This is a genomic window from Caballeronia sp. RCC_10 (assembly GCF_041360715.1).
In the GTDB taxonomy this organism is placed as follows: Bacteria; Pseudomonadota; Gammaproteobacteria; order Burkholderiales; family Burkholderiaceae; genus Caballeronia; species Caballeronia grimmiae.
The window spans coordinates 432,650-452,759 of sequence record NZ_JBFUPT010000001.1 but is presented as its reverse complement, the minus strand read 5'-3'; the positions used below and the strand labels follow the sequence as shown (position 1 = coordinate 452,759).

General features: G+C 64.3%; 20 protein-coding genes and 1 tRNA gene. 14 read left to right on the top strand and 7 right to left on the bottom strand.

Annotated features, from left to right (window positions below):
* Positions 1-51: 51 nt before the first annotated feature.
* The 5 genes from AB6804_RS02175 (at position 52) to AB6804_RS02155 (ending at position 2,448) form a co-directional block, all read left to right on the top strand.
* Positions 52-228: a DUF1328 domain-containing protein gene (locus AB6804_RS02175; RefSeq protein WP_035960959.1), complete on the top strand. Its 177-nt coding sequence runs from the start codon at positions 52-54 to the stop codon at positions 226-228.
* An 89-nt stretch (positions 229-317) separates the two neighbouring features.
* Positions 318-479, top strand: a complete 162-nt coding sequence (locus AB6804_RS02170) for a DUF1328 domain-containing protein (protein ID WP_370885043.1) — start codon at positions 318-320, stop codon at positions 477-479.
* 157 nt (positions 480-636) lie between these two features.
* Complete coding sequence (locus AB6804_RS02165) at positions 637-1,212, top strand: bacterioferritin (RefSeq protein ID WP_035960969.1); 576 nt, start codon at positions 637-639, stop codon at positions 1,210-1,212.
* 111 nt (positions 1,213-1,323) lie between these two features.
* The gene (locus tag AB6804_RS02160; protein ID WP_370885042.1) at positions 1,324-1,956 is read left to right on the top strand and encodes a response regulator; all 633 of its coding nucleotides are present in this window, start codon (positions 1,324-1,326) and stop codon (positions 1,954-1,956) included.
* A gap of 51 nt (positions 1,957-2,007) precedes the next feature.
* Positions 2,008-2,448: a response regulator gene (locus tag AB6804_RS02155; RefSeq protein ID WP_370885041.1), complete on the top strand. Its 441-nt coding sequence runs from the start codon at positions 2,008-2,010 to the stop codon at positions 2,446-2,448.
* Positions 2,449-2,594: 146 nt separating this feature from the next.
* Here the strand turns inward: AB6804_RS02155 and AB6804_RS02150 are convergent, their stop codons facing one another.
* Together AB6804_RS02150 and AB6804_RS02145 are read right to left on the bottom strand one after the other, a co-directional pair.
* Positions 2,595-3,833 carry an MFS transporter gene (locus tag AB6804_RS02150; protein ID WP_370885040.1) on the bottom strand — a complete coding sequence of 413 codons (1,239 nt, stop codon included), beginning with the start codon at positions 3,831-3,833 and terminating at the stop codon, positions 2,595-2,597.
* Between the two features lie 92 nt (positions 3,834-3,925).
* On the bottom strand, positions 3,926-4,273 hold the full coding sequence (locus AB6804_RS02145) for a hypothetical protein (RefSeq protein WP_370885039.1): 348 nt from the start codon (positions 4,271-4,273) through the stop codon (positions 3,926-3,928).
* A 151-nt stretch (positions 4,274-4,424) separates the two neighbouring features.
* On the opposite strand from AB6804_RS02145, the gene AB6804_RS02140 reads away from it, so the two are divergent.
* A complete protein-coding gene (locus tag AB6804_RS02140) occupies positions 4,425-4,706 on the top strand; it encodes a hypothetical protein (protein WP_370885038.1) in 282 nt (93 codons plus the stop codon).
* Positions 4,707-4,748: 42 nt separating this feature from the next.
* On the opposite strand, the gene AB6804_RS02135 is transcribed toward AB6804_RS02140, so the two are convergent.
* Positions 4,749-4,833, bottom strand: a tRNA-Leu gene (locus AB6804_RS02135).
* 168 nt (positions 4,834-5,001) lie between these two features.
* Between AB6804_RS02135 and AB6804_RS02130 the strand changes: the two genes are divergently transcribed.
* Complete coding sequence (locus AB6804_RS02130; protein WP_370885037.1) at positions 5,002-5,586, top strand: TMEM175 family protein; 585 nt, start codon at positions 5,002-5,004, stop codon at positions 5,584-5,586.
* A 9-nt stretch (positions 5,587-5,595) separates the two neighbouring features.
* Entirely contained in the window at positions 5,596-6,054 is a 459-nt protein-coding gene (locus tag AB6804_RS02125) for a metallophosphoesterase family protein (RefSeq protein ID WP_370885036.1), read from the top strand.
* 60 nt (positions 6,055-6,114) lie between these two features.
* Here AB6804_RS02125 and proP read toward each other — a convergent pair whose 3' ends face one another.
* From proP to argA, 3 genes are all read right to left on the bottom strand, one after another.
* Positions 6,115-7,608, bottom strand: coding sequence for a glycine betaine/L-proline transporter ProP (gene proP, locus AB6804_RS02120; RefSeq protein ID WP_370885035.1), 1,494 nt, complete (start codon positions 7,606-7,608; stop codon positions 6,115-6,117).
* Positions 7,609-8,291: 683 nt separating this feature from the next.
* Positions 8,292-8,564, bottom strand: coding sequence for an oxidative damage protection protein (locus AB6804_RS02115; protein ID WP_062636188.1), 273 nt, complete (start codon positions 8,562-8,564; stop codon positions 8,292-8,294).
* A 63-nt stretch (positions 8,565-8,627) separates the two neighbouring features.
* Positions 8,628-9,998 carry an amino-acid N-acetyltransferase gene (gene argA, locus AB6804_RS02110; RefSeq protein ID WP_244792919.1) on the bottom strand — a complete coding sequence of 457 codons (1,371 nt, stop codon included), beginning with the start codon at positions 9,996-9,998 and terminating at the stop codon, positions 8,628-8,630.
* Positions 9,999-10,020: 22 nt separating this feature from the next.
* Between argA and hrpA the strand changes: the two genes are divergently transcribed.
* From hrpA to AB6804_RS02080, 6 genes are all read left to right on the top strand, one after another.
* Positions 10,021-14,736: an ATP-dependent RNA helicase HrpA gene (gene hrpA, locus AB6804_RS02105; protein ID WP_370885034.1), complete on the top strand. Its 4,716-nt coding sequence runs from the start codon at positions 10,021-10,023 to the stop codon at positions 14,734-14,736.
* Between the two features lie 146 nt (positions 14,737-14,882).
* Entirely contained in the window at positions 14,883-15,905 is a 1,023-nt protein-coding gene (locus AB6804_RS02100) for a beta-propeller fold lactonase family protein (RefSeq protein ID WP_370885033.1), read from the top strand.
* 107 nt (positions 15,906-16,012) lie between these two features.
* Entirely contained in the window at positions 16,013-17,029 is a 1,017-nt protein-coding gene (locus AB6804_RS02095; RefSeq protein ID WP_370885032.1) for a sterol desaturase family protein, read from the top strand.
* A gap of 90 nt (positions 17,030-17,119) precedes the next feature.
* On the top strand, positions 17,120-17,980 hold the full coding sequence (locus tag AB6804_RS02090; protein WP_370885031.1) for an EI24 domain-containing protein: 861 nt from the start codon (positions 17,120-17,122) through the stop codon (positions 17,978-17,980).
* 21 nt (positions 17,981-18,001) lie between these two features.
* On the top strand, positions 18,002-18,820 hold the full coding sequence (locus tag AB6804_RS02085; RefSeq protein ID WP_370885030.1) for a competence/damage-inducible protein A: 819 nt from the start codon (positions 18,002-18,004) through the stop codon (positions 18,818-18,820).
* Complete coding sequence (locus AB6804_RS02080; protein ID WP_370885029.1) at positions 18,817-19,515, top strand: copper homeostasis protein CutC; 699 nt, start codon at positions 18,817-18,819, stop codon at positions 19,513-19,515. Before AB6804_RS02085 ends, AB6804_RS02080 begins: the two co-directional genes overlap by 4 nt.
* 9 nt (positions 19,516-19,524) lie before the next feature.
* Here the strand turns inward: AB6804_RS02080 and AB6804_RS02075 are convergent, their stop codons facing one another.
* Complete coding sequence (locus tag AB6804_RS02075) at positions 19,525-19,989, bottom strand: rhodanese-like domain-containing protein (RefSeq protein ID WP_370885028.1); 465 nt, start codon at positions 19,987-19,989, stop codon at positions 19,525-19,527.
* Positions 19,990-20,110: the final 121 nt, after the last annotated feature.

The window sequence follows — 20,110 nt, the reverse complement described above, 5'->3', positions numbered from 1 at the left end:
CGCGCCGCATCGCTAGGATGGGTTCACCATCCATTCCTACGGGGAAAGATCATGCTCAAGTGGGCACTGTTCTTTGCGATCGTCGCGGTCATCGCCGGTCTTCTGGGCTTCACCGGCGTCGCGGCCGGCGCGGCGACCATCGCCAAATTCCTCTTCGTCCTTTTCCTGATTCTGTGCGTCGTGTTCCTGGTGCTCGGCTTCGTTATCACCAAGAAAGCGATCGATTAGCGGGCCTGTATCCATGATGGGCGGCGCGTGGCGCGAGGCCATCGCGCGGCCCTCGACGCCATGACAGGCACGATCAACGAGGAGGTTCCATGCTGCGCTACGCCGCCGTTTTTTTCGTGATCGCGATTATTGCCGCGGTGTTCGGCTTTACGGGCATCGCGGTGGGCGCGGCGGAAATCGCGAAGATCCTGTTCTATATTTTCCTGGTCGTATTCGTCGTTACCCTGTTGCTCGGGGTGTTCAAGACATGACGGCCCCGCCGCTTCGACGGCGGCTTCGTCTTGACGATTTTGCGAGCGGGCACGGCGCGTGCATCGAAGTTCTTCATCGGATAGCGGCGCGCTATGAAGCGCATGGGCGAACCGCGCCACCGCTACCGTCCATCACCATTCCACAGGAGCCAATCAAATGTCCAATTCGTCTGCTGTAACCGCCGCGCCGGGCCAATCCTCGGACGCCTTTGTCCTCGACGTCGAGAAGATCCGGAACGACGCGCGCCAGCACATGGACGAGGGCCCCGTCACGGCGACCTATAGCGCGGATCGCGAGACCGTGCTCAAGCTGCTCAACGACGCGCTCGCGACCGAGTGGGTCTGCGTGCTGCGCTATAAGCGCCACTATTTCATGGCGAAGGGCATCCACTCGGAAGCCGTCGCGCAGGAGTTCGCCGAGCACGCGACCGAAGAGCAGGAGCACGCCGACATGCTCGCGGAACGCATCGTCCAGCTGGGCGGCGAGCCGAACTTCGCGCCGGACAGCCTGAAGTCGCGCGCCCATTCCGAGTACAAGGAAGGCGCCGATCTCATCGACATGATTCGCGAGAACCTCATCGCTGAACGGATTGCGATCGATACCTATCGCGAGATCATCCGTTATCTCGGCGACAAGGACGTCACGACGCGCCGCCTCTTCGAAGAGATTCTGGCGGTCGAAGAGGAGCACGCCGACGACATGGCCGATCTGCTCGAAGGCCGCAACGGCTAAGTTGAACGAACCGAAGCGGGCGATGCGCGGGCGAGTGGAACCGCGCATCGCGCGTAAGGCGAGCATGCGTAAAATGACCGTTCACTCATTACAGCAGCGCGGACGGCGTGAATGATTCGAGTCTTGATAGCCGACGATCATGCGATCGTGCGCAGCGGGTTCAGGCAATTCGTCGCCGATGAACCCGACATGGAAGTGGCGGCGGAAGCATCGACCGGCGACGAAACCATTGCGCTCGTGCGCGAGCAGGCGTTCGACGTGGTGCTGCTGGACATCGCGATGCCCGACAAGAACGGCGTCGACACCTTGCGCGTCATCAAGCAGATCCGGCCGCAGCAGGGCGTGCTGATACTGTCGGGCTTTCCCGAGAGCCAGTACGCGATCAACCTGCTGAAGGCGGGTGCGAACGGCTATCTGAACAAGGACGCCGCGCCCGATGAGATCGTGCGGGCGATTCGCACGGTGGCGCGCGGGCATCGCTATCTGTCGGAGTTCATTGCCGACGCGCTCGCCGACAAGCTCGACAAGCCGGCGGCGGAACGGCCGCACGAGACGCTGTCGGAGCGCGAGTTTCAGATTTTTTGCAAGCTCGCGGGCGGCCGGATTCCGACGGAGATCGCGCAGGAGTTGCATCTGTCGGTGAAGACGGTGAGCACGTACCGGGCGCGCGTGCTGGAGAAGATGCGGCTGTCGAACAACGCCGATCTCACGTATTACGCGATCAAGAACGGGTTGATCGAATAGCGCAGCGTTTCCATGTGCGACGAGGAAGCAGTAAAGCGGAGGATGCCCGCCGTGGGCCACATCATCATCGACGATTCGGCACAGCAGAAGACACCGCGCGGCGGGCCGCTCGCGGTGCTGCTGATCGAGGATTCGCCGCTGATCCGCGGCAGTCTCACCGAGGCCATCGAGGCGCTCGGACCGTGGCGCGTGACCGCTTTCGCCGATGCCCCGCAAGAGGCCATCGCGTTGCTGTCGTCACAGCCGTTCGATGCAGTGATCGTCGATCTGCAATTGAAACGCGGATCGGGCATCGACGTGCTCGCGTGGCTCAAGGAGGCGGGCGAGTCGCGTCTGGCGGACGATGCGTTTATCGTCGTACTGACGAATCATGCGCTGCCGGCTTATCGCGAACGGTGCCTGCAGTATGGCGTGCGCCATTTCTTCGACAAGTCGCTCGAATTCGATCGCGTGCTCGATGCGCTGGAGGAGTATGCGCGGGAGAGGGTGTGAGCTTTCTCGCGTTGGAGCGCGGGTCGTTGCGCTTCGCGCTTGGCGTGTTGGATAGCCGAGTGCATGGTTGCTCGCGGGCCTTACGCTTTTTGCGGGCGTTAGGGGGCCGCTGAGCATCCGCCACCGCAGTATTCTTCCCTGACCCGTCACGCTCCGCTTCGCGCGTCCAAACGGCCCTCGCGTCCGCGCCAGTGGCTGAACCCGGCCAGCCCCGTCGCGGCCAGTCCGACGATGCACACGCCCGTCCATCCCATTGCGTGCCAGGCGAGCGATGCCAGCGCCGATCCCGCCGCGCCGCCGATGAAGTACGCCACCATATACACCGTGTTGACGCGGCTGCGTGCCTCGGGCTTCAGCGCGTAGATGCGCGACTGGTTGGAAATCTGCGCGGCCTGCACGCCGACATCGAGCACGATCACGCCGATGACGAGCCCCGCGATGCTCCTCGACGACAGCGCGAACACGACGAACGACACCGCCACGAGCACGATCGACAGCGTGATGACCGCACGCGGCCCGCGCTTGTCCGCCGACTTGCCCGCAAGCGGCGCGGCCAGCGCGCCCGCCGCCCCGACGATGCCGAACAGTCCCGCCGCCTGCGGACCCATATGAAACGGCTCGCCGGCGAGCAACAACGTGAGCAGCGACCAGAACGCGCTGAAGCCGGCGAAAAGCGCGCCGCCGGTCAGCGCGGCTTCGCGCAGCGCGGCGCTCTCGGCGGTCAGATGCCACATCGACGCAAGCAGCTTGCCGTAGGAGAGCGTGGATGTCGGACGGCTTTTCGGCAGCCGCATCATCACGACGACCGCGAGCGCGATCGTCGCCGCCACCGACGCCGCGAACACCGCGCGCCATCCGAAATACTGCGCGACGAAGCCTGAGACCGTGCGCGCGAGCAGAATGCCGAGAAGCAGCCCGCTCATCACGGTGCCTACCGCATGGCCGCGCTCGGCGGCGGGCGCGAGTTCCGCGGAGAAGGGCACGGCCTGCTGCGCAATCGTCGATACGACGCCTATCGCGAGACTGGCCGCAATGAGCACCGCGAGCGTCGGCGCGGCGCTCGCCACGATCAGCGCGACGCCCAGCGCCGCGAGTTGCATGAGGATCAGCGTGCGCCGGTCGAAGCGATCGCCGAGCGGCGCGAGCATCAGCATGCCGAACGCATAGCCGAGTTGCGTCGCGGCGGGCACGGCGCCGATCAGATAGGCGCTTTGAGGAAAGGACGCCCGGAAATCTCCGAGCAGCGGCTGATTGAAGTAGATGTTCGCGACCGACACGCCGGCAATCGTGGCGAGGAGCCAGAGCGTCGCGCGAGAGTAGTGGGGATGGCGCTCGGGCGTGTGGTCGTGAGAGGACTGCGGCGACTGATGCGATGACGCGGACATGGTTCGTTCCGTCGGACGGGCGAGAGGGCGGCTTGCAGCAAGCCGCCGATCATACTGGAGACGGGAGCGCTTTGCCGAGCGCGCGGCGGTGCTTACTCTTCGTCGGCGGCGGGCGGTTTGGGTTGGAGCTTCGCCGGCGCGAGCCATTGGAACGTCGTCAGCGTGTCGTCGCTAAAGGTGCATTCGGCGGCGGCGGGGGTGGCGGACCTCTTCGTGGCGGGCGGCTTCGGCGGCGTCTCGATCGTGGCATGCACGACGACGCGCGAGCCGTGCATCGCCGCGCTGGAGCCGGTGAGCTTCAGCGGCGCGCTCGCGGCATCCGGATAGTCGGCGCGCATGCGGTCCTTGCAAGCATCGATGTTGCGGTAATAGGACGTGCAGCCGGCCAGAAGCGCGAGTGGCATCGAGAGAAGCAGGAGCAGGCGGGAGCGAGTGTTCATCGATGGAACCGGTCGATGCCCGATGCGGCGCGGGCATCGGAGCGAAATGAGGATGGGCGGCGAGCTTTATAACACGCGCAAAGCACTTGTTCGAGGTTCGGGCGCGGTAGCACAATCGACGGGAGCAATTCTCGGCGATGCAGAGGCGGCCATGCAAAAGGACATCGAAGTGGGCGATTACATGCTCGCCATGAACGCCGTCCCGAAGCCGCGTCCCGGCGATGAAGAAACCGATGCGTGGGTCGAAGGCTACGCGGTTCGCGTGCGGGTAATGCGCGTCGACGGGCAGCCGGTACACGGCTCGACGCTCGCGGACGATTCAGGCGAGATGACGGGCGATCATGGGCCTTTCGAAACCGTCGCGCAGGCGATGGCGCACGGGGAGGCGTGGGGCCGGCACTATGTGGCTCGGGTGCTGGGGCATGGGGTGTGAGGGGGCGATCGACGTTCCCATACTCAGGAACGCATCGCGCGCTGGTGCCGGGGACCGGACTCGAACCGGCAAGCCGTTAGGCGGCGGATTTTAAGTCCGCTATGTTTACCAATTTCATCACCCCGGCAGGGCGGACGCGATTCTACCATCGCACCGGCCGCGCCAAAACCGCCAAACGCCCGCCGTATCGCTCGAACGCGCATATTGAAAGCCATTCGACAACCCCACGCGCCTCCCGCATAATCGCCGACTGATCCGCCTTCGCTCGATCGAAGCCAACACGAAAGGACACTCAATGGGCAAGACCCGGCTCGAAGCGTTCAGCGATGGCGTCATCGCCATCATCATCACGATCATGGTGCTGGAACTCAAAGTCCCGCATGGCGACGACTTCAACGCGCTCGCGCCGCTCGTTCCCGTGCTCGCCGCCTACGTGCTCAGTTTCGTCTACGTCGGCATCTACTGGAGCAATCACCACCACCTGCTGCACGCGATTAAACGCGTCAACGGCTCGGTGCTGTGGGCGAACCTGCATCTGCTCTTCTGGCTGTCCCTCTTTCCGTTCACGACGAACTGGATGGGCGAGAATCATCTCACCGCCGTTCCGACCGCCTGCTATGGCTTCGTGCTCTTCATGACGGCCGTCGCGTACTACATCCTCACGCGCGCCCTCATCTCGATGCACGGCGAAAACTCCGCGCTCGAACGGGCACTCGGCGCCGATCGCAAGGGCAAGATTTCCGTGTTGCTCTATCTCGTGGCGATCGCCGTGTCGTTCTGGCAGCCGTGGCTCGCCGCCGCAATCTATGCGGTCGTCGCGGCCGGCTGGCTCGTGCCGGATCGACGCATCGAACGCATGCTGCTCACCGAAGAACAATAGGCCCGCGCGATGCGCATCGGCCTCATCTCCGACACGCACAACCTCGTGCGCCCCGAAGCGCTCGACGCGCTGCTCGGGTGCGAGCACATCATCCACGCGGGCGATATCTGCAAGCGGGAAGTCCTCGACGCGCTCGCGGCCCTCGCGCCGCTCACCGTCGTGCGCGGCAATAACGACCTCGGAGAAAGCGTTGCGTCGTTACCCGAACATGCGCGAATCGAACTCGGCGGCGCGACGATCCACGTCGTCCACGATATCGCCGACGTGCCCGCCCAGCTCGACGGCGTCGATGTCGTCGTCACCGGGCATTCGCACAAACCGGTCGTCACGCGGCGCGACGGCGTGCTGTTCGTCAATCCGGGCAGCGCGGGGCCGCGCCGCTTCACGTTGCCCGTGACCGTCGGACTGCTCGATATCGACACGGATACGCAAGCCATCGACGCGCGCATCGTCACGCTCATCGCGTAGATGCAAAAAGGGCCGGCGCATTACACGCCGGCCCTTCTTCATTCGGATGAACGCAATCGCTTACGCGCGAGCGGCGTTATCGAACAGGGAATCGTCCATCTCGGCGGCCTCGCGATGACCGCGCAGGATCGCATGCGCTTCCGAATGCGATCCCACGGCGGGCGGCGAGCCCTTCAGCGGCTTCTTCGCCGTCTCGTGCAGCGCCAGCACCGACACGATGCCGATCACCGATGCGCCCATCAGATAGTACGCGGGCATCATCAGCATGCCGGTCTTGTCGACGAGCCATGCCGTCACGAGCGGCGTCGTGCCGCCGAACAGCGACACCGACACGTTGAAGCCGATCGCGAGCGCGCCGTAGCGGATCTTCGTCGGGAACAGCGCCGGCAGCGATGATGGCATCACGCCAGTGAACGTCGACAGCAGCGCCCCAAGAATCATCATGCCCGCAAACACCGACGGCACCGTGCCGACGCGGATCAGCGAGAGAGCCGGAATCGACAACAACAGCAAGCCGACGCAGCCCGCGAGCATCACCGGCTTGCGGCCGATCGCATCCGAGAGACGTCCGGCGAGCAGCGTCAGCGGAACCATCAGCACCATCACCACCAGCACGATGAAGAGGCCGTGCGTTTCGTTGAACTTGAGCGTCGCCGACAGATAGCTCGGCAGATACGACAGCGCCATATAGTCCGTCACGTTGAAGATCAGCACGAGGCCGACGCATTGCAGAAGCGGCTTCCATTGCTGCATGAGCGTTTCGCGGAACTGCGTCTTCGTCGTCTGGTGCGCGGAGGCCTCCATCTTGTCGGCTTCGCGCTGGAACGCGGGCGTCTCTTCGAGCTTGATGCGGATATAGAGACCGATCAGCCCGAGCGGACCCGCCACCAGGAACGGAATGCGCCAGCCCCAGCCGAGCAGCGCGTCGTGCGACAGCACGGCGGTCAGCACCGCCACCACGCCCGCGCCGAGCACATAGCCGACGAGCGTGCCGCATTCCAGAAAGCTCGACATGAAGCCGCGCTTCTTGTCCGGCGAGAATTCGGCGATGAACGTCGCCGCGCCGCCGTACTCGCCGCCGGTCGAGAAGCCTTGCACAAGGCGCGCGACGAGCAGCAGCACGGGCGCCATCACGCCGATGGTGTCGTAGCTCGGAATCAGGCCGATGCAGAACGTGCCGATGGCCATCATGATCATCGTCATCGCGAGCACGCGCTTGCGGCCGATGCGGTCGCCGAGCGGGCCGAACACCATGCCGCCGAGCGGACGCACGAGGAACGCAGCCGCGAAGGTGCCGAAGGTCGCGAGCAACTGTGCGGTCGGACTGCTCGACGGAAAGAACACCTTGCCGAGCGTCACGGCAATGTAGCTATACACGCCGAAGTCGAACCATTCCATCGCATTGCCGATGGCCATGGCGCCGACAGCGCGCTTCAGGAGAGATTGATCGACGATGGTGATGTCGTCGAGCGTAAGGCCGTTCGATGCATTCGCCGCATTCGATGCGTCGGATGTCTTGTGTGTGCGCCAAAGGCCGTCGTATAGGGCGGTCATACGTTGAAAAGCTCCGTGTTCAAGTGCCCGTTGCTCGCGCGAGAAACGGCTTGCGAAAGCGTCGGGCGCGCCGGGAAGCAGCGCGTATTGCCGGATAGTGCAGTTTCGTGACGGCGCCGCAGCGCATTCGTATCGTCGGAACGAAAGCCAAAGGCTTCCCGCAGCGCCGGACGCAATGGACCGGAGCCGAGGCTCGAATGGATGACACGGTGCCGGTGCCTCGCGGCGAAAGTCGCGAAATTGCACTCGGGATGAAACAAACGAATTTGACGTGCGGACGGCGAACCTGGGAAGCTGCCGCGGGTGGAACCGCTACGTCGGCGAATACAAGGCTTGGAACGAAAAAGGCCGGCGTGCGCGCGAAGCGCTGAAACCGACAAGCCTCTTTGTATAAAAACTGTCACTACCACGCATTGGCCGATTCCTGCCGCATCATGCGATCAAGCCGGCTGCTGCGCGTGAATGATGGTGAATTGCTGTTGATAACGAGCGAGATGATAACACGATGACAGACGATGTGCAAACCGGCCCGCCAGTCAGGGTTCGCGCGGATCGCTGAATCCCTTACGTGGCTTAGGATTCCGCTGAGTGTGTCTTATGTTTTGCGCGCCTAAATCAGAGGCGGGAGGCAACAAAAAACCGACCACGACGGGTCGGTTTTTTCGGTGGAGCAGGGCGCCGGATCAGCTTTGCGGCGGCACGTAGCCGGACGCGGTATCCGCGCCTTCACCGAAGAAGTATTTCTCGGTCTGCTTGAGCAGATATTGGCGCGCGCGCGGGTCGGCCATGTTCAGGCGATTCTCGTTGATGAGCATCGTCTGCTGCTTGAGCCAGCCCTGCCATGCTTCCTTCGAGACCGTTTCGTAGATGCGCTTGCCGAGCTCGCCCGGCAGCGGTGGAAAATCCAGTCCCTCGGCTTCCTTGCCGAGCTTCGCGCATTGAACCATTCGGGCCATCGTGTCTTTCTCCTGTATCGGGGTGCGGGACGCGCTTCACAGGCCGCGCGTCCGTTATCGTGTTCAAAGCTGTTTCATCAGCACGAGCGACTTGCGCTGCCAGTTGTACAGACGCCGGCGGTCTTCGGGCAGATCGTCCACCGTGACCTTCACGAAGCCGCGCTTGAGGAACCAGTGCTCGGTGCGCGTCGTTAGCACGAAGATTCGCGTGAGGCCGCGCGCACGGGCGCGCTGCTCGATGCGCTTCAACAGGCGCTCGCCGTCGCCCGAGCCTTGCGCTTCCGGCGCGACCGTCAGGCACGCCATCTCGCCGATGCGCTCCTGCGTGTACGGGTAGAGCGCGGCGCAGCCGAAGAGCACGCCGTCGTGCTCGATGACCGAAAAATGATCGATGTCCCGCTCGATCTGGTGACGGCCGCGGCGCACGAGCGTGCCATCGGCTTCGAGCGGCTCGATCAGCGTAAGAATGCCGCCGACGTCATCGGGCGTGGCCTCGCGCAGGCTCTCGAGATTCTCGTAGGAGATCATCGTGCCGACGCCGTCGTGCAGGAAGAGTTCGAGCAGCACGCTGCCATCGAGCGCGTACGGAATGATGTGGGCCCGCGCCACGCCGCCACGGCAGGCGCGGATTGCGTGCTTCAGATAGAACGCGGTGTCGCCCTGCAACTCGCCCGACTCATGCAGGCGATAGGCGTCGTCGAGCGACATTTCGCGCACGAGTTCGTCTTGCTGGTCGGCGAGGCCGGGAATTTCGGTGACGAAGATGATCTTGTCGGCGCGCAACGCGATGGCGGCAGCGGACGCGACGTCTTCCATCGACAGATTGAACGCCTCGCCCGTCGGCGAGAAACCGAGCGACGACAACAGCACGATCTTGCTGCTCGCGAGCGACTGGCGGATCGATTCGCCGTCGATCTTGCGCACGACGCCGGTGTGTTGGAAATCGACGCCATCCAGAATGCCGACCGGCCGCGCCGTCACGAAGTTGCCCGATACGACACTGATGTGCGCGTGCGCCATCGGCGTATTCGGCAAGCCCTGGCTGATCGCGGCTTCAATATCGAGGCGCACTTCGCCGGCGGCTTCCTTCGCGGATTCGAGCGCGCGGGCATCCGTTATGCGCAGTCCATGCGAGAACGACGATTCGACCCCGTGCAGGCTCAATTGCTCGTCGAGTTGCGGACGCGAGCCGTGCACGAGCACGACATGGATACCCATTGCATGCAGCAGACCGACGTCCTGCACCAGCGCGTTGAGCCGTCCTTCCTGCACCAGTTCCCCGCCGAACGCGACGACGAACGTCTTGTTGCGAAAAGCGTGAATATAGGGGGCGACGGAGCGCATCCAGTCGACGAACTGGGCGAGCGGATTGGGCGCGTCGGCTTCAGTTGCGGCCGGCTGCGACGCGAGGGTGAGGTCGGTTTGGGAATTCATGCCGGGATTATAATGCGACGCTATGCCGAATGTTTTCAAACGCCCCGCGCAGCCGGGCAAGCCGCAATCCGCCGATAAAACCCTCGATACCCGCGAGCAGTTGAAAAAGCTGCGTGAGAATCTCCTGCACGAGGCGAAGTCGGGTGCGGACGAGGAAGGTCTCAGCAAGAAGGAACTGGCGGCGCGGCGGTTTGCCGGGTCCGCTGACGCGCAGAAGATTGCCGCCTCCAAGTCAGTCAGCGCGGGTTTGCCGAAGCCGAAGCCCGAGCCAAAGCCGCCTGCCTCCGCCGATACGCGTCGCGCTGAACGCCCGCGCGAGCGTGATGCAAAACCGGGCGTGACGCATGTCAAGCGCGGAGACGAGAGCGCTTCAGCCACGCACTCGCGTTCGAGCGAACCGGCTCAACGGACTGCGAAGCGCGAGACGCCGCCGCAACGCGACGCGCGCAGTTCAAAATCTGAGGCGTCGGCAACGCGGGCGAGCGAAGAACGCGGTCAACGCGAGACGCCGAGCGCAAAGAGCATCCAGCGCGAGCAAGCCACGCCGCCGCGCGTGCCCGAGTCCGCGAAACAAAGCGACGGCGCAGCCAACCGCGACTCGCGCACTGCGCAGACGCAATCCGCGGAAGTCCGACGCAACGATCAACGCAAGCCCACGCGCAAGGCCGACGCCGCGCAACGCAACGCGCGCGCGGAAGCGCAGGCCCCGCGCACTGCGGATCGCGGCGAGCAGCATCAGCAAAACGCGCGTGGCGACGGAAAGCAGCCGCCTGAAGCACGTGCAGATCGCGACGATCACAAGGCCACGCAACGCAAAACCGACGCGTCGAATCGGGACGCTAGTCCGTCCCACGCCCCGGCGGCTCGCCGTCCGCGCGAACCGCGCATCGTCACGCCCAATCCGATCCCGCCGATCAGCTTCCCCGAGGCGCTGCCCGTCTCGGGCCGGCGCGAGGAAATCGCGCGCGCGATCGAAGCGAATCAGGTCGTGATCGTCAGCGGCGAAACCGGCTCGGGCAAGACCACGCAATTGCCGAAAATCTGCCTGTCGCTCGGGCGCGGCCTCGGCGCGGGCGGCAGCGGTCTCATCGGCCATACGCAGCCGCGCCGCATCGCGGCTTCGGCGACGGGCCGGCGTATCGCGGAGGAACTGGGCACGCCGTTCGGCGAAGTCGTCGGCTACAAGGTGCGTTTCACCGACAATCTCGCGCCGGGCGCATCGGTCAAGCTGATGACGGACGGCATCCTGCTCGCGGAAACGCAGACCGATCCGCTGCTGAAGGCGTACGACACGATCATCATCGACGAGGCGCACGAACGCAGCCTCAACATCGACTTTCTGCTCGGCTATCTGAAAGAGATTCTGCCGAAACGCCCCGATCTGAAGCTGATCGTCACCTCCGCGACCATCGACGCGCAACGCTTCGCGCGCCATTTCGGCAGCGATGAAAAGCCCGCGCCGGTGATCGAAGTGAGCGGGCGGCTGTATCCGGTGGAAGTGCGCTATCGGCCGATTCAGGAAGAAAGCGAGGCGATCAGAAACGCGCAAGGCAACGCGCCAAAACGTAATGACCGCAAGACGGATCGCGATCTGATGGAAGGCATCGTCGATGCCGTCGATGAGCTGTGCCGCGCCGGCCCCGGGGACGTTCTCGTGTTCCTGCCCGGCGAGCGCGAAATCCGCGACGCCGCCGAGGCGCTGCGCAAGCACCATCCGCCGCACACGGAAATCCTGCCGCTCTTCGCGCGTCTCTCGGCGCAGGAGCAGGAGCGCGTGTTCAGGCCGTCGAACGCGCGGCGCATCGTGCTCGCGACCAACGTCGCGGAAACATCGCTGACGGTGCCGGGCATCCGCTATGTCGTCGATACCGGCATGGCGCGCGTGAAGCGCTATTCGTATCGCAACAAGGTCGAGCAGTTGCAGATCGAGCCGGTGTCGCAAGCGGCGGCGAACCAGCGCGCGGGGCGTTGCGGGCGCGTCGCGGACGGCGTGTGCATTCGTCTCTACGACGAAGCGGATTTTCAGGCGCGGCCCCGCTTCACCGACCCCGAGATTTTGCGCTCGTCGCTCGCCGCGGTGATCCTGCGCATGAAGTCGCTGCATCTGACGGCGATCGAAACTTTCCCGTTCATCGAGCCGCCGCCGGGCCGCGCGATCGCGGACGGCTATCAGTTGCTCAACGAACTCGGCGCCGTCGACGACGACAACGCGCTGACGAGTCTCGGCCGCGAGCTTGCGCGCCTGCCGCTCGATCCGCGCGTCGGCCGCATGATCCTCGCCGCACGCGATCATCACGCGCTGACCGAGATGCTCGTGATCGCATCGGCGCTGTCCGTGCAGGACCCGCGTGACCGGCCGATCGAGGCGCAGGAGCAGGCGGACCAGGCGCATCGCCAGTTCGTCGACGAGCGCTCCGAATTTTTGCAATGGACGCGCATCTGGAAGTGGTTCGAGGAAGCCGTCGCGCACAAGAAGTCGAACAAGCAGCTCGCGGATGCCTGTCGCGCGAACTTCCTTTCGCATCTGCGGCTGCGCGAGTGGCGAGACGTGCATTCGCAACTGCTGACGGTCGTGCGCGAGCAGGGTTGGCGTCTGAACGAGTCGGATGCGACCTTCGAGCAGATTCACCTGTCGCTGCTGACGGGCCTGCTGGGCAACATCGGCGTGAAGGCCGACGACGAGCCGTATTACCTCGGCGCACGCGGAATCAAGTTTCATCTGTGGCCCGGTTCGGCGCTCCTGAAGAAAGCGGGGCGCTGGGTGATGGCGGGCGAACTCATCGAGACGAGCCGCCTTTATGCGCGGACCATTGCGAAGATTGAGCCGGAATGGATCGAAAGCGTCGGCGCGCATTTGCTGCGCAAGTCGCTGTCGGATGCGCACTGGGAGAAGAAGGCGGCGCAGGTCGTCGCGTTCGAGCGCGCGACGCTTTACGGGCTGACCATCTACGCGCGGCGGCGCGTGAGCTTCGGCCAGCAGGACCCGAAATATGCGCGGGAGCTGTTCATTCGCGGGGCGCTCGTCGAAGGCGAATTCGACACGCGCCTGCCGTTCTTCGCGCATAACCGCAAGCTGGTCGCGGATATCGAGCAACTCGAACACAAGTCGCGCCGTCAGGACGTGCTCGTCGACGACGAACTCATCTACGGTTTCTACGATTCGCTGATTCCCGAAGGCATCTGGACCGGCGCGGCGTTCGAGCGCTGGTATCGGGACGCGCAGAAGAAAGAGGGCGGCCAGCAACTGCTTTTCCTGTCGCGCGACGACCTGATGCGCCACGAAGCCGCCGGCGTCACGACGGATCTCTTCCCGAAGCGCATGACGATGTCCGGCATCGAAATGACGCTCTCGTATCACTTCGAGCCGGGCGCGCCGCGCGATGGCGTCACGCTGACGGTGCCGCTGTACGGGCTGAATCAGATCGACGCGCGCCGCGTCGAATGGCTCGTGCCGGGCATGATCAAGGAGAAGGCGCAACTGCTGCTGAAGTCACTGCCGCAGAAGCTGCGCCGTCATGTGGTGCCGTTGCCGGACTACGCGGCGTCGTTCGCGGAGCGCCACGCCGGGCCGAAGTTCGGCGCGGGCGGTTTGATCGACGCGATCATCGCCGATATTCGGGAGCAAACGCAGGTTGCCGTGAAAAGCGCCGATTTCCGGCTCGAAACGCTGCCCGCGCACCTCTTCATGAACTTCAAGGTGATCGACGAGCACGGCCGCCAGCTCGCGATGGGCCGCAATCTCGCGCAGTTGCGCGTGGAACTCGGCGGCCAGGCGCAGCAGCAGTTCCAGAAGCTGACGGCGACGGCCGCCTTGGATGCGCTCTCCGGCGAAACGAACGCGCCGCCGCCGCAGTCGCAGGCGCCGCAGACCGGCGAGAGCACCGCGCTTTACGAAAACCTGACGACCTGGAACTTCGGCAAGCTGCCGGAGTTGCTCGAGATCCGCCGGCGCGGGCAGACGCTGTACGGCTATCCGGCGCTCGTGGATCGCGTCACGCATTGCGACGTCGAAGTGTTTGATTCGCCCGACGAAGCCGCGCGGATTCATCGCGCGGGCTTGCGGCGGCTGTTTGCGCTGCAACTGCGCGAGCCGATTCGCTATCTGGAGCGCAACCTGCCGGGCATGCGCGAAATGTCGATGCAATACATGGCGCTCGGCACGGCCGACGAATTGCGGGACCAGATCGTCGAGACGGCGCTGGATCGCGCGTGTCTGCAAGACCCGCTGCCCGACGACGACGCGAGCTTCCACGCCCGTCGCGACGCGGCGAAGGGCCGCCTCACGCTGCTCGCGCAGGAGATCGCGCGGCTCGTGGGGACGGTGCTCGCCGAGTACGCAACGCTCTCGAAGAAGCTCTTGCAGGCGAAGCCGTTCCCCGCCGCTTACGCCGACATGCAGTCGCAACTGAACGCGCTGATCGGCAAGCGGTTCGTGATCGATACGCCGTATGCGCAACTTGCGCATTTTCCGCGCTATCTGAAGGGCATCGCGTTGCGCATCGACAAGCTGAAGGCCGATCCCGCTCGCGACGCCCGGCTTTCAGCCGACTTTCAGCCGCTCTTGCAGAACTATCAGCGTGCGGTGTCGCAGCGTGGCGGTGTCGAGGACGCGCGGCTCGCGGAATATCGATGGCTGCTCGAGGAGTTGCGCGTGTCGCTGTTCGCGCAGGAATTGCGCACGCCGATGCCCATATCGCTGAAGCGGCTTCACAAGGTCTGGGAATCGATGCAGCGATAAGGCCGCCAGTCTGCGGCGCTATGACGCCGTAAGAAGCGGCATTTCTTGCGCCGGCGCACCCTATTGCGCAAAAAGACGTTCGCCGTCAACGTGTTGCAGCAAGCAAACGTTCTACAATGACGCCTGCTTTCCGACGTGAACAATTCATGCGCTCCAAATTCTTCTCCGGCCGCCTGCTCGCGGCCGCCGCACGTGCCGCGCGTATCGTGGTCCCGGCCACCGCGGCGCTCGCCGCCACCGCGGCATTCGCCAATAACATCATCGTGCTCAACTCGGCGGAAGCCACGCTGAGCCTCATCGACGAGAATACGCGCCAGGTGATTGGCACCGTGCCGACGGGCAAGGAACCGCACCATCTGATGCCGACGCCCGACAACGCATCGCTGATCGTCGCGAATTCGGTATCCAATAATCTGATGTTCGTCGATCCGAAAACGGGCACGGTGCAGCGCTGGGTGCAGGACATCGAAGATCCGTATCAGATCGGCTTCTCGCCCGACCGCAAGTGGTTCGTCTCGACAGGTCTGCGGCTCGATCGTCTGGACATCTACCATTTCGACGGCAAGAACCTGACGATCGCGAAGCGCATGCCGCTGCCGACGATGCCGAGCCACATCGCGTTCACCAACGACAGCAAGACGGCGTTCATTTCGCTGCAGGTGTCCGGCGAAATCGCGGCGATCGACCTCGCGACGCAGACGGTCAAATGGAAGATGAAGGTCGGCCCGGTGCCGGCCGGCGTCTGGCTCACGCCCGGCGACAAGTACCTGCTCGTCGGCATGACGGGCGCGGACTACGTGGCCGTGGTCGACCTCGCCACGCAGAAGGTCATCAAGACCATCCCGACCGGCAAGGGCGCGCATAACTTCCGTTCGCTCGTCGATGGCAAGCACGTGCTGGTCTCGAATCGCGTGGCGAACACCATCAGCATCATCGATGAAGACTCGCTCACGAACGTCGGCGACATCACCGGCCTGCTGCCGGGACCGGACGACATGGAACTTTCCGCCGACAAGAAGTATCTCTGGGTGACGTTCCGCTTCGGGAAGCATGTCGGCGTGATCGACCTTGCGAGCCGCAAGCTGATTCAGACCATCAAGGTCGGACGCTCGCCGCACGGCATCTACTTTTACAACCGGGCGCCGGTGACCGCGCCGAACGGCGCCTGAAGCGTCGCGGAAGAGGGCGCTCGCGGGCGTCCTGTACTACGATTGAGTCATGGGCCGCGTGATCGAGCGTTTCACCCGGCCCGAAAAATCGAGTTCCACGGAGCACCATGTTTCACTACATTCTCTCGTCTCTCGACACCTTCGTCTCCGCACTGCAAACCACGCTGTACGTGGATGCGGTGCAGCCGCTTTTGTTCAAGCTCGGCATGATGGACTACGACGAGGACACCTACGACGCGCTTTACTGGGTGATCGTCGGCGTCCTGGAAGTGATCGCGATGTACGCCATCCTGCGCCCGCTCGAAGCCTTCCGGCCCGCCGAAACGTGGCAGGATCGCAAGGGCGTGCGCGTGGACGTGCTGTACACGTGGATCGTGAAACTCGGCATCCTCAATCTCTTTTTCTTCTTCACGTTCCAGCCGCTTTTCGATTCGCTGCAAAGCTGGCTGCGGCTTCATAACGTGCCGACGCTCGAAATCGACAATCTCTGGCCCGGCGTGACGACGCAGCCGCTCGTGACGTTCGTCATCTACCTCGTCGTGCTCGATCTGGCGGGATACTGGTATCACCGGCTCGAGCATCGCTTCGGCATCTGGTGGGAGTTGCACGCGGTGCACCACAGCCAGCAGAAGATGTCGCTCTGGTCGGACGACCGCAATCATTTGCTCGACGATATCCTGCAAGCGGGTTTCTTCGCGACGGTCGCGCTCGTGATCGGCGTGGAGCCGTCGCAGTTCGTCGTGCTCGTGGCCATCACCAACCTGATGCAGAGCGTGCAGCACGCGAACATTCGCGTGCATTTCGGATGGCTCGGCGACCGGCTCATCGTGAGTCCGGCATTTCATCGCCGGCATCATGCGATCGGCTACGGTCACGAAGGCACGTCCTATGGCTGCAACTTCGGCGTGCTGTTCTCGTTCTGGGACATCCTGTTCCGCTCGGCATCGTTCGACCGCACCGTGGAGCCGACCGGCATCCGCGACCAGCTCGGCGCACCGGGCGTCGCGCCGGTTCGCTACGGCGACGGCTTCATCGAGCAGCACTGGCTCGCGTTCAAGCGCATCGGCGCACGTCTCGCCGCGCGCCGCGCCGCCGCCTCGGGCAAGCGTTCAGCCGCGCTCTGACGGCCCGCTTTCCGCACCTTCCGCATCCGCCAGCGCGCATCCCGCGCGCTGGTTTATCCTGTCGTTTCCTCTTTCTTCGACGAATCACGCATGAATGATTTGCTGCGTTCGTTCGTGCGCGCGCTTGCGAACGTGTTTCATCCGCGCATGCTGTGGCTCACGCTGATGCCTTTCGGCGTCGCCACTATCGTGTGGGGCGCGCTGCTCTGGTATTTCTGGCAAACGCTCACGGGCACGGCCAGTGGCTGGCTCGACGGCTGGGCGCTCACGTCCGCGATGTACCGCCTGTTCGACGCCGTCGGTTTCTCATCGCTGCATGCGGTCATCGCGCCGTTTCTGGTCGTCATCGTGACTATCCCGCTGATCGTCCTGACCGTGCTGCTGCTGATCGCGACGCTCTCGATGCCCGGCGTCATCAAGCTCCTGACGCGCCGCCCGAAAGGCCACTACGCGATGCTCGAAGAGCGGCGGGGCGGTTCGTGGTACGGCAGCCTCGGCCATTCCGTGCTGACGACGATCGTGTGTCTCGTCGCGCTCGTCGTGACCTTGCCCTTGTGGCTCATCCCGCCGTTCTTCGCGCTGATTCCGCCGCTGCTGTGGGGCTGGCTCACGTATCGCGTGATGACGTACGACGCGCTCGCCGTTCACGCGAGCGCCGAAGAACGGCGCCTCATCGTCCGCAATTCGCGGTGGCCGCTGCTTGGCATCGGCATCGTGAGCGGCTTGCTCAGTTCCGTCCCGACGATGCTCTGGGCGTGGTCGGTGTGGCTGCTGCCGCTTTTCCCGGTCGTCGCCGCCGTGACGATCTGGGCGTATGCGTTCATTCTCGTGTTTTCCGCGCTGTGGTTCGCGCATTACTGTCTGCACGCGCTCGAGCGCGTGCGCGCGAACGAGCCGCACTATCCGGCGATCAGCGCGCAGCCCGAAACCGTCAGCCGAATCACCGAATAATCGATCAGGAAAGAGGCACACATGGGTATCGGCGTCATCATCATCGGCGATGAGATTTTGTCCGGGCGGCGCACGGACAAGCATTTGCCGAAAGTCATCGAATTGCTAAGTGCGCGCGGTTTGTCGCTCGACTGGGCGGAATACGTCGGCGACGACCCCGAGCGCATCACCGCGACGCTCGCGCGCACGTTCGCATCGGGCGATATCGTGTTCTCGACGGGCGGCATCGGCGCGACGCCCGACGATCACACGCGCCAATGCGCGGCGAAGGCGCTCGGCGTCGCGCTGGAGTTGCATCCCGAGGCGGCGGAGCTGATTCGCGCCCGTATTCGCGACACCGCCGCGCAGGCCGGCAAACCTGCGGACCTCGATTCGCCCGAGAACCTGCATCGGCTGAACATGGGCGTGTTTCCGCAGGGCGCCGGGATCATTCCGAACAGCTACAACAAGATTGCGGGCTTTTCCGTCGGCGATCATCACTTCGTGCCCGGCTTTCCGGTGATGGCCTGGCCGATGATCGAATGGGTGCTCGATACGAAGTACGCGCACCTGCATCACGCGACGCCTTACGTCGAACGTTCGCTGCTGGTGTTCGGCCTGCCGGAATCGCGCATCACGCCGCTGATGGTCACGATCGAGCGCGATTTCGACGGCGTGCGCGCGTTCAGCCTGCCGAGCGTCGGCGATGCGGCGCGCGGCGCGCTTTACGCGCGGCCTCACATCGATCTGGGCGTGAAAGGCGATCCCGAGCGCGCGAACGCGGCGTTCGAGGTCTTGCGCGACGGCGTGATCGCGCTGGGCGGCGAAGTGGTCGAAGTCGCGCCCGAGGATGCGCAGTGATCCTGCTCGAAGTCATCGCGACGACGGTCGCAGATGCGCGCGCCGCCGAGCGCGCCGGGGCGAACCGCATCGAACTCGTGACCGCGATGGGCGAGGGCGGGCTGACGCCGAGCATCGGGCTGATCGAGGCGGTCGTCGATGCGGTGCGGATTCCGGTGAACGTGATCCTGCGGCCTCACAGCCGTTCCTTCGTCTACGATGCCGACGACTACGCGGTCATGCTGCGCGATGCCCGCGCGATCGTGAAGGCGCGCGCGAACGCGATCGTGGTGGGCATGCTGACGCCGGACGGCGATGTCGATATCGACGGCCTTTCGCGCATCATCGACGCGGCCGATGGCCTGCAAGTCACGTTTCATCGCGCCTTCGACGAGGCGCGCGACCTTGACGCCGCATTCGACGCGCTGTCGAGGTACGAATCGGTGACGAACGTCCTGACGTCGGGCGGCAAGCCATCGGTGCTCGATGCGCAAGACGTGATCGCGAGACTCGTCGCCCAATCCAGAGGCACGCGCTGCACCGTGCTTGCGGGCGCGGGCCTCACCGTCGACGCAGTCGCGCCGTTCGTTGCATCGACGGGCGTGAGCGCGGTGCACTTCGGCTCGGGCGTGCGCGTCGGAGGAAAGGGGCTCGCGCCCGTCGATGCGTCCGCCGTCGCGCGGGTGCGGGCGCTGCTCGATGCGGCCAACGCCTGATCGGACGTATTACGCGCCCATCCACGGCAGCCCGCGAAAGCACCATCCCGACACGGTTTTTCTGTGCCCCTGCGCGTCCTTGTCGCCTTCGAAGCCTTCGAGCAGATCGAACGCTTGCTTGAACCCTGCCTTCTGCGCCGCGACCGCCGCGAGCTTCGAACGCGCGGCGCTGCGGCACAGGAAGAGAATCGGCGTATCCGGGGTGGCGACTTGTCGCAATTGTTCGATAAACTCGTCATTCGGCACGGAGCCGGGGTAGCGGATCCATTCGACATGCGCGTATTGCTCGCCGTTGATGGCCGGCCGTCCGACCCAGTCCAGTTCGGCGCGCGTGCGGACGTCGACGAGGCGTGCGTTCGGTTCCAGTTGCAGCAGTTCGAAGGCTTCGGCAGGCAGGATGGCGCCGGCGTAGGAAAGGTTGTTTTCGGCCGCCCGGCGCGTGGCCGTGTCGTACAGTTGTTCGCGCGTGGTCATTTTCGTGTCTCCGCAAGCAAGGATGATTCAATTTTAGCTTGGCGACGGCATCGGAACGGCAGGCATCGAATTGGTGCAGATTCAGTCGAATGCACTTCGTCGGTGCGAACTAAAAGTGACC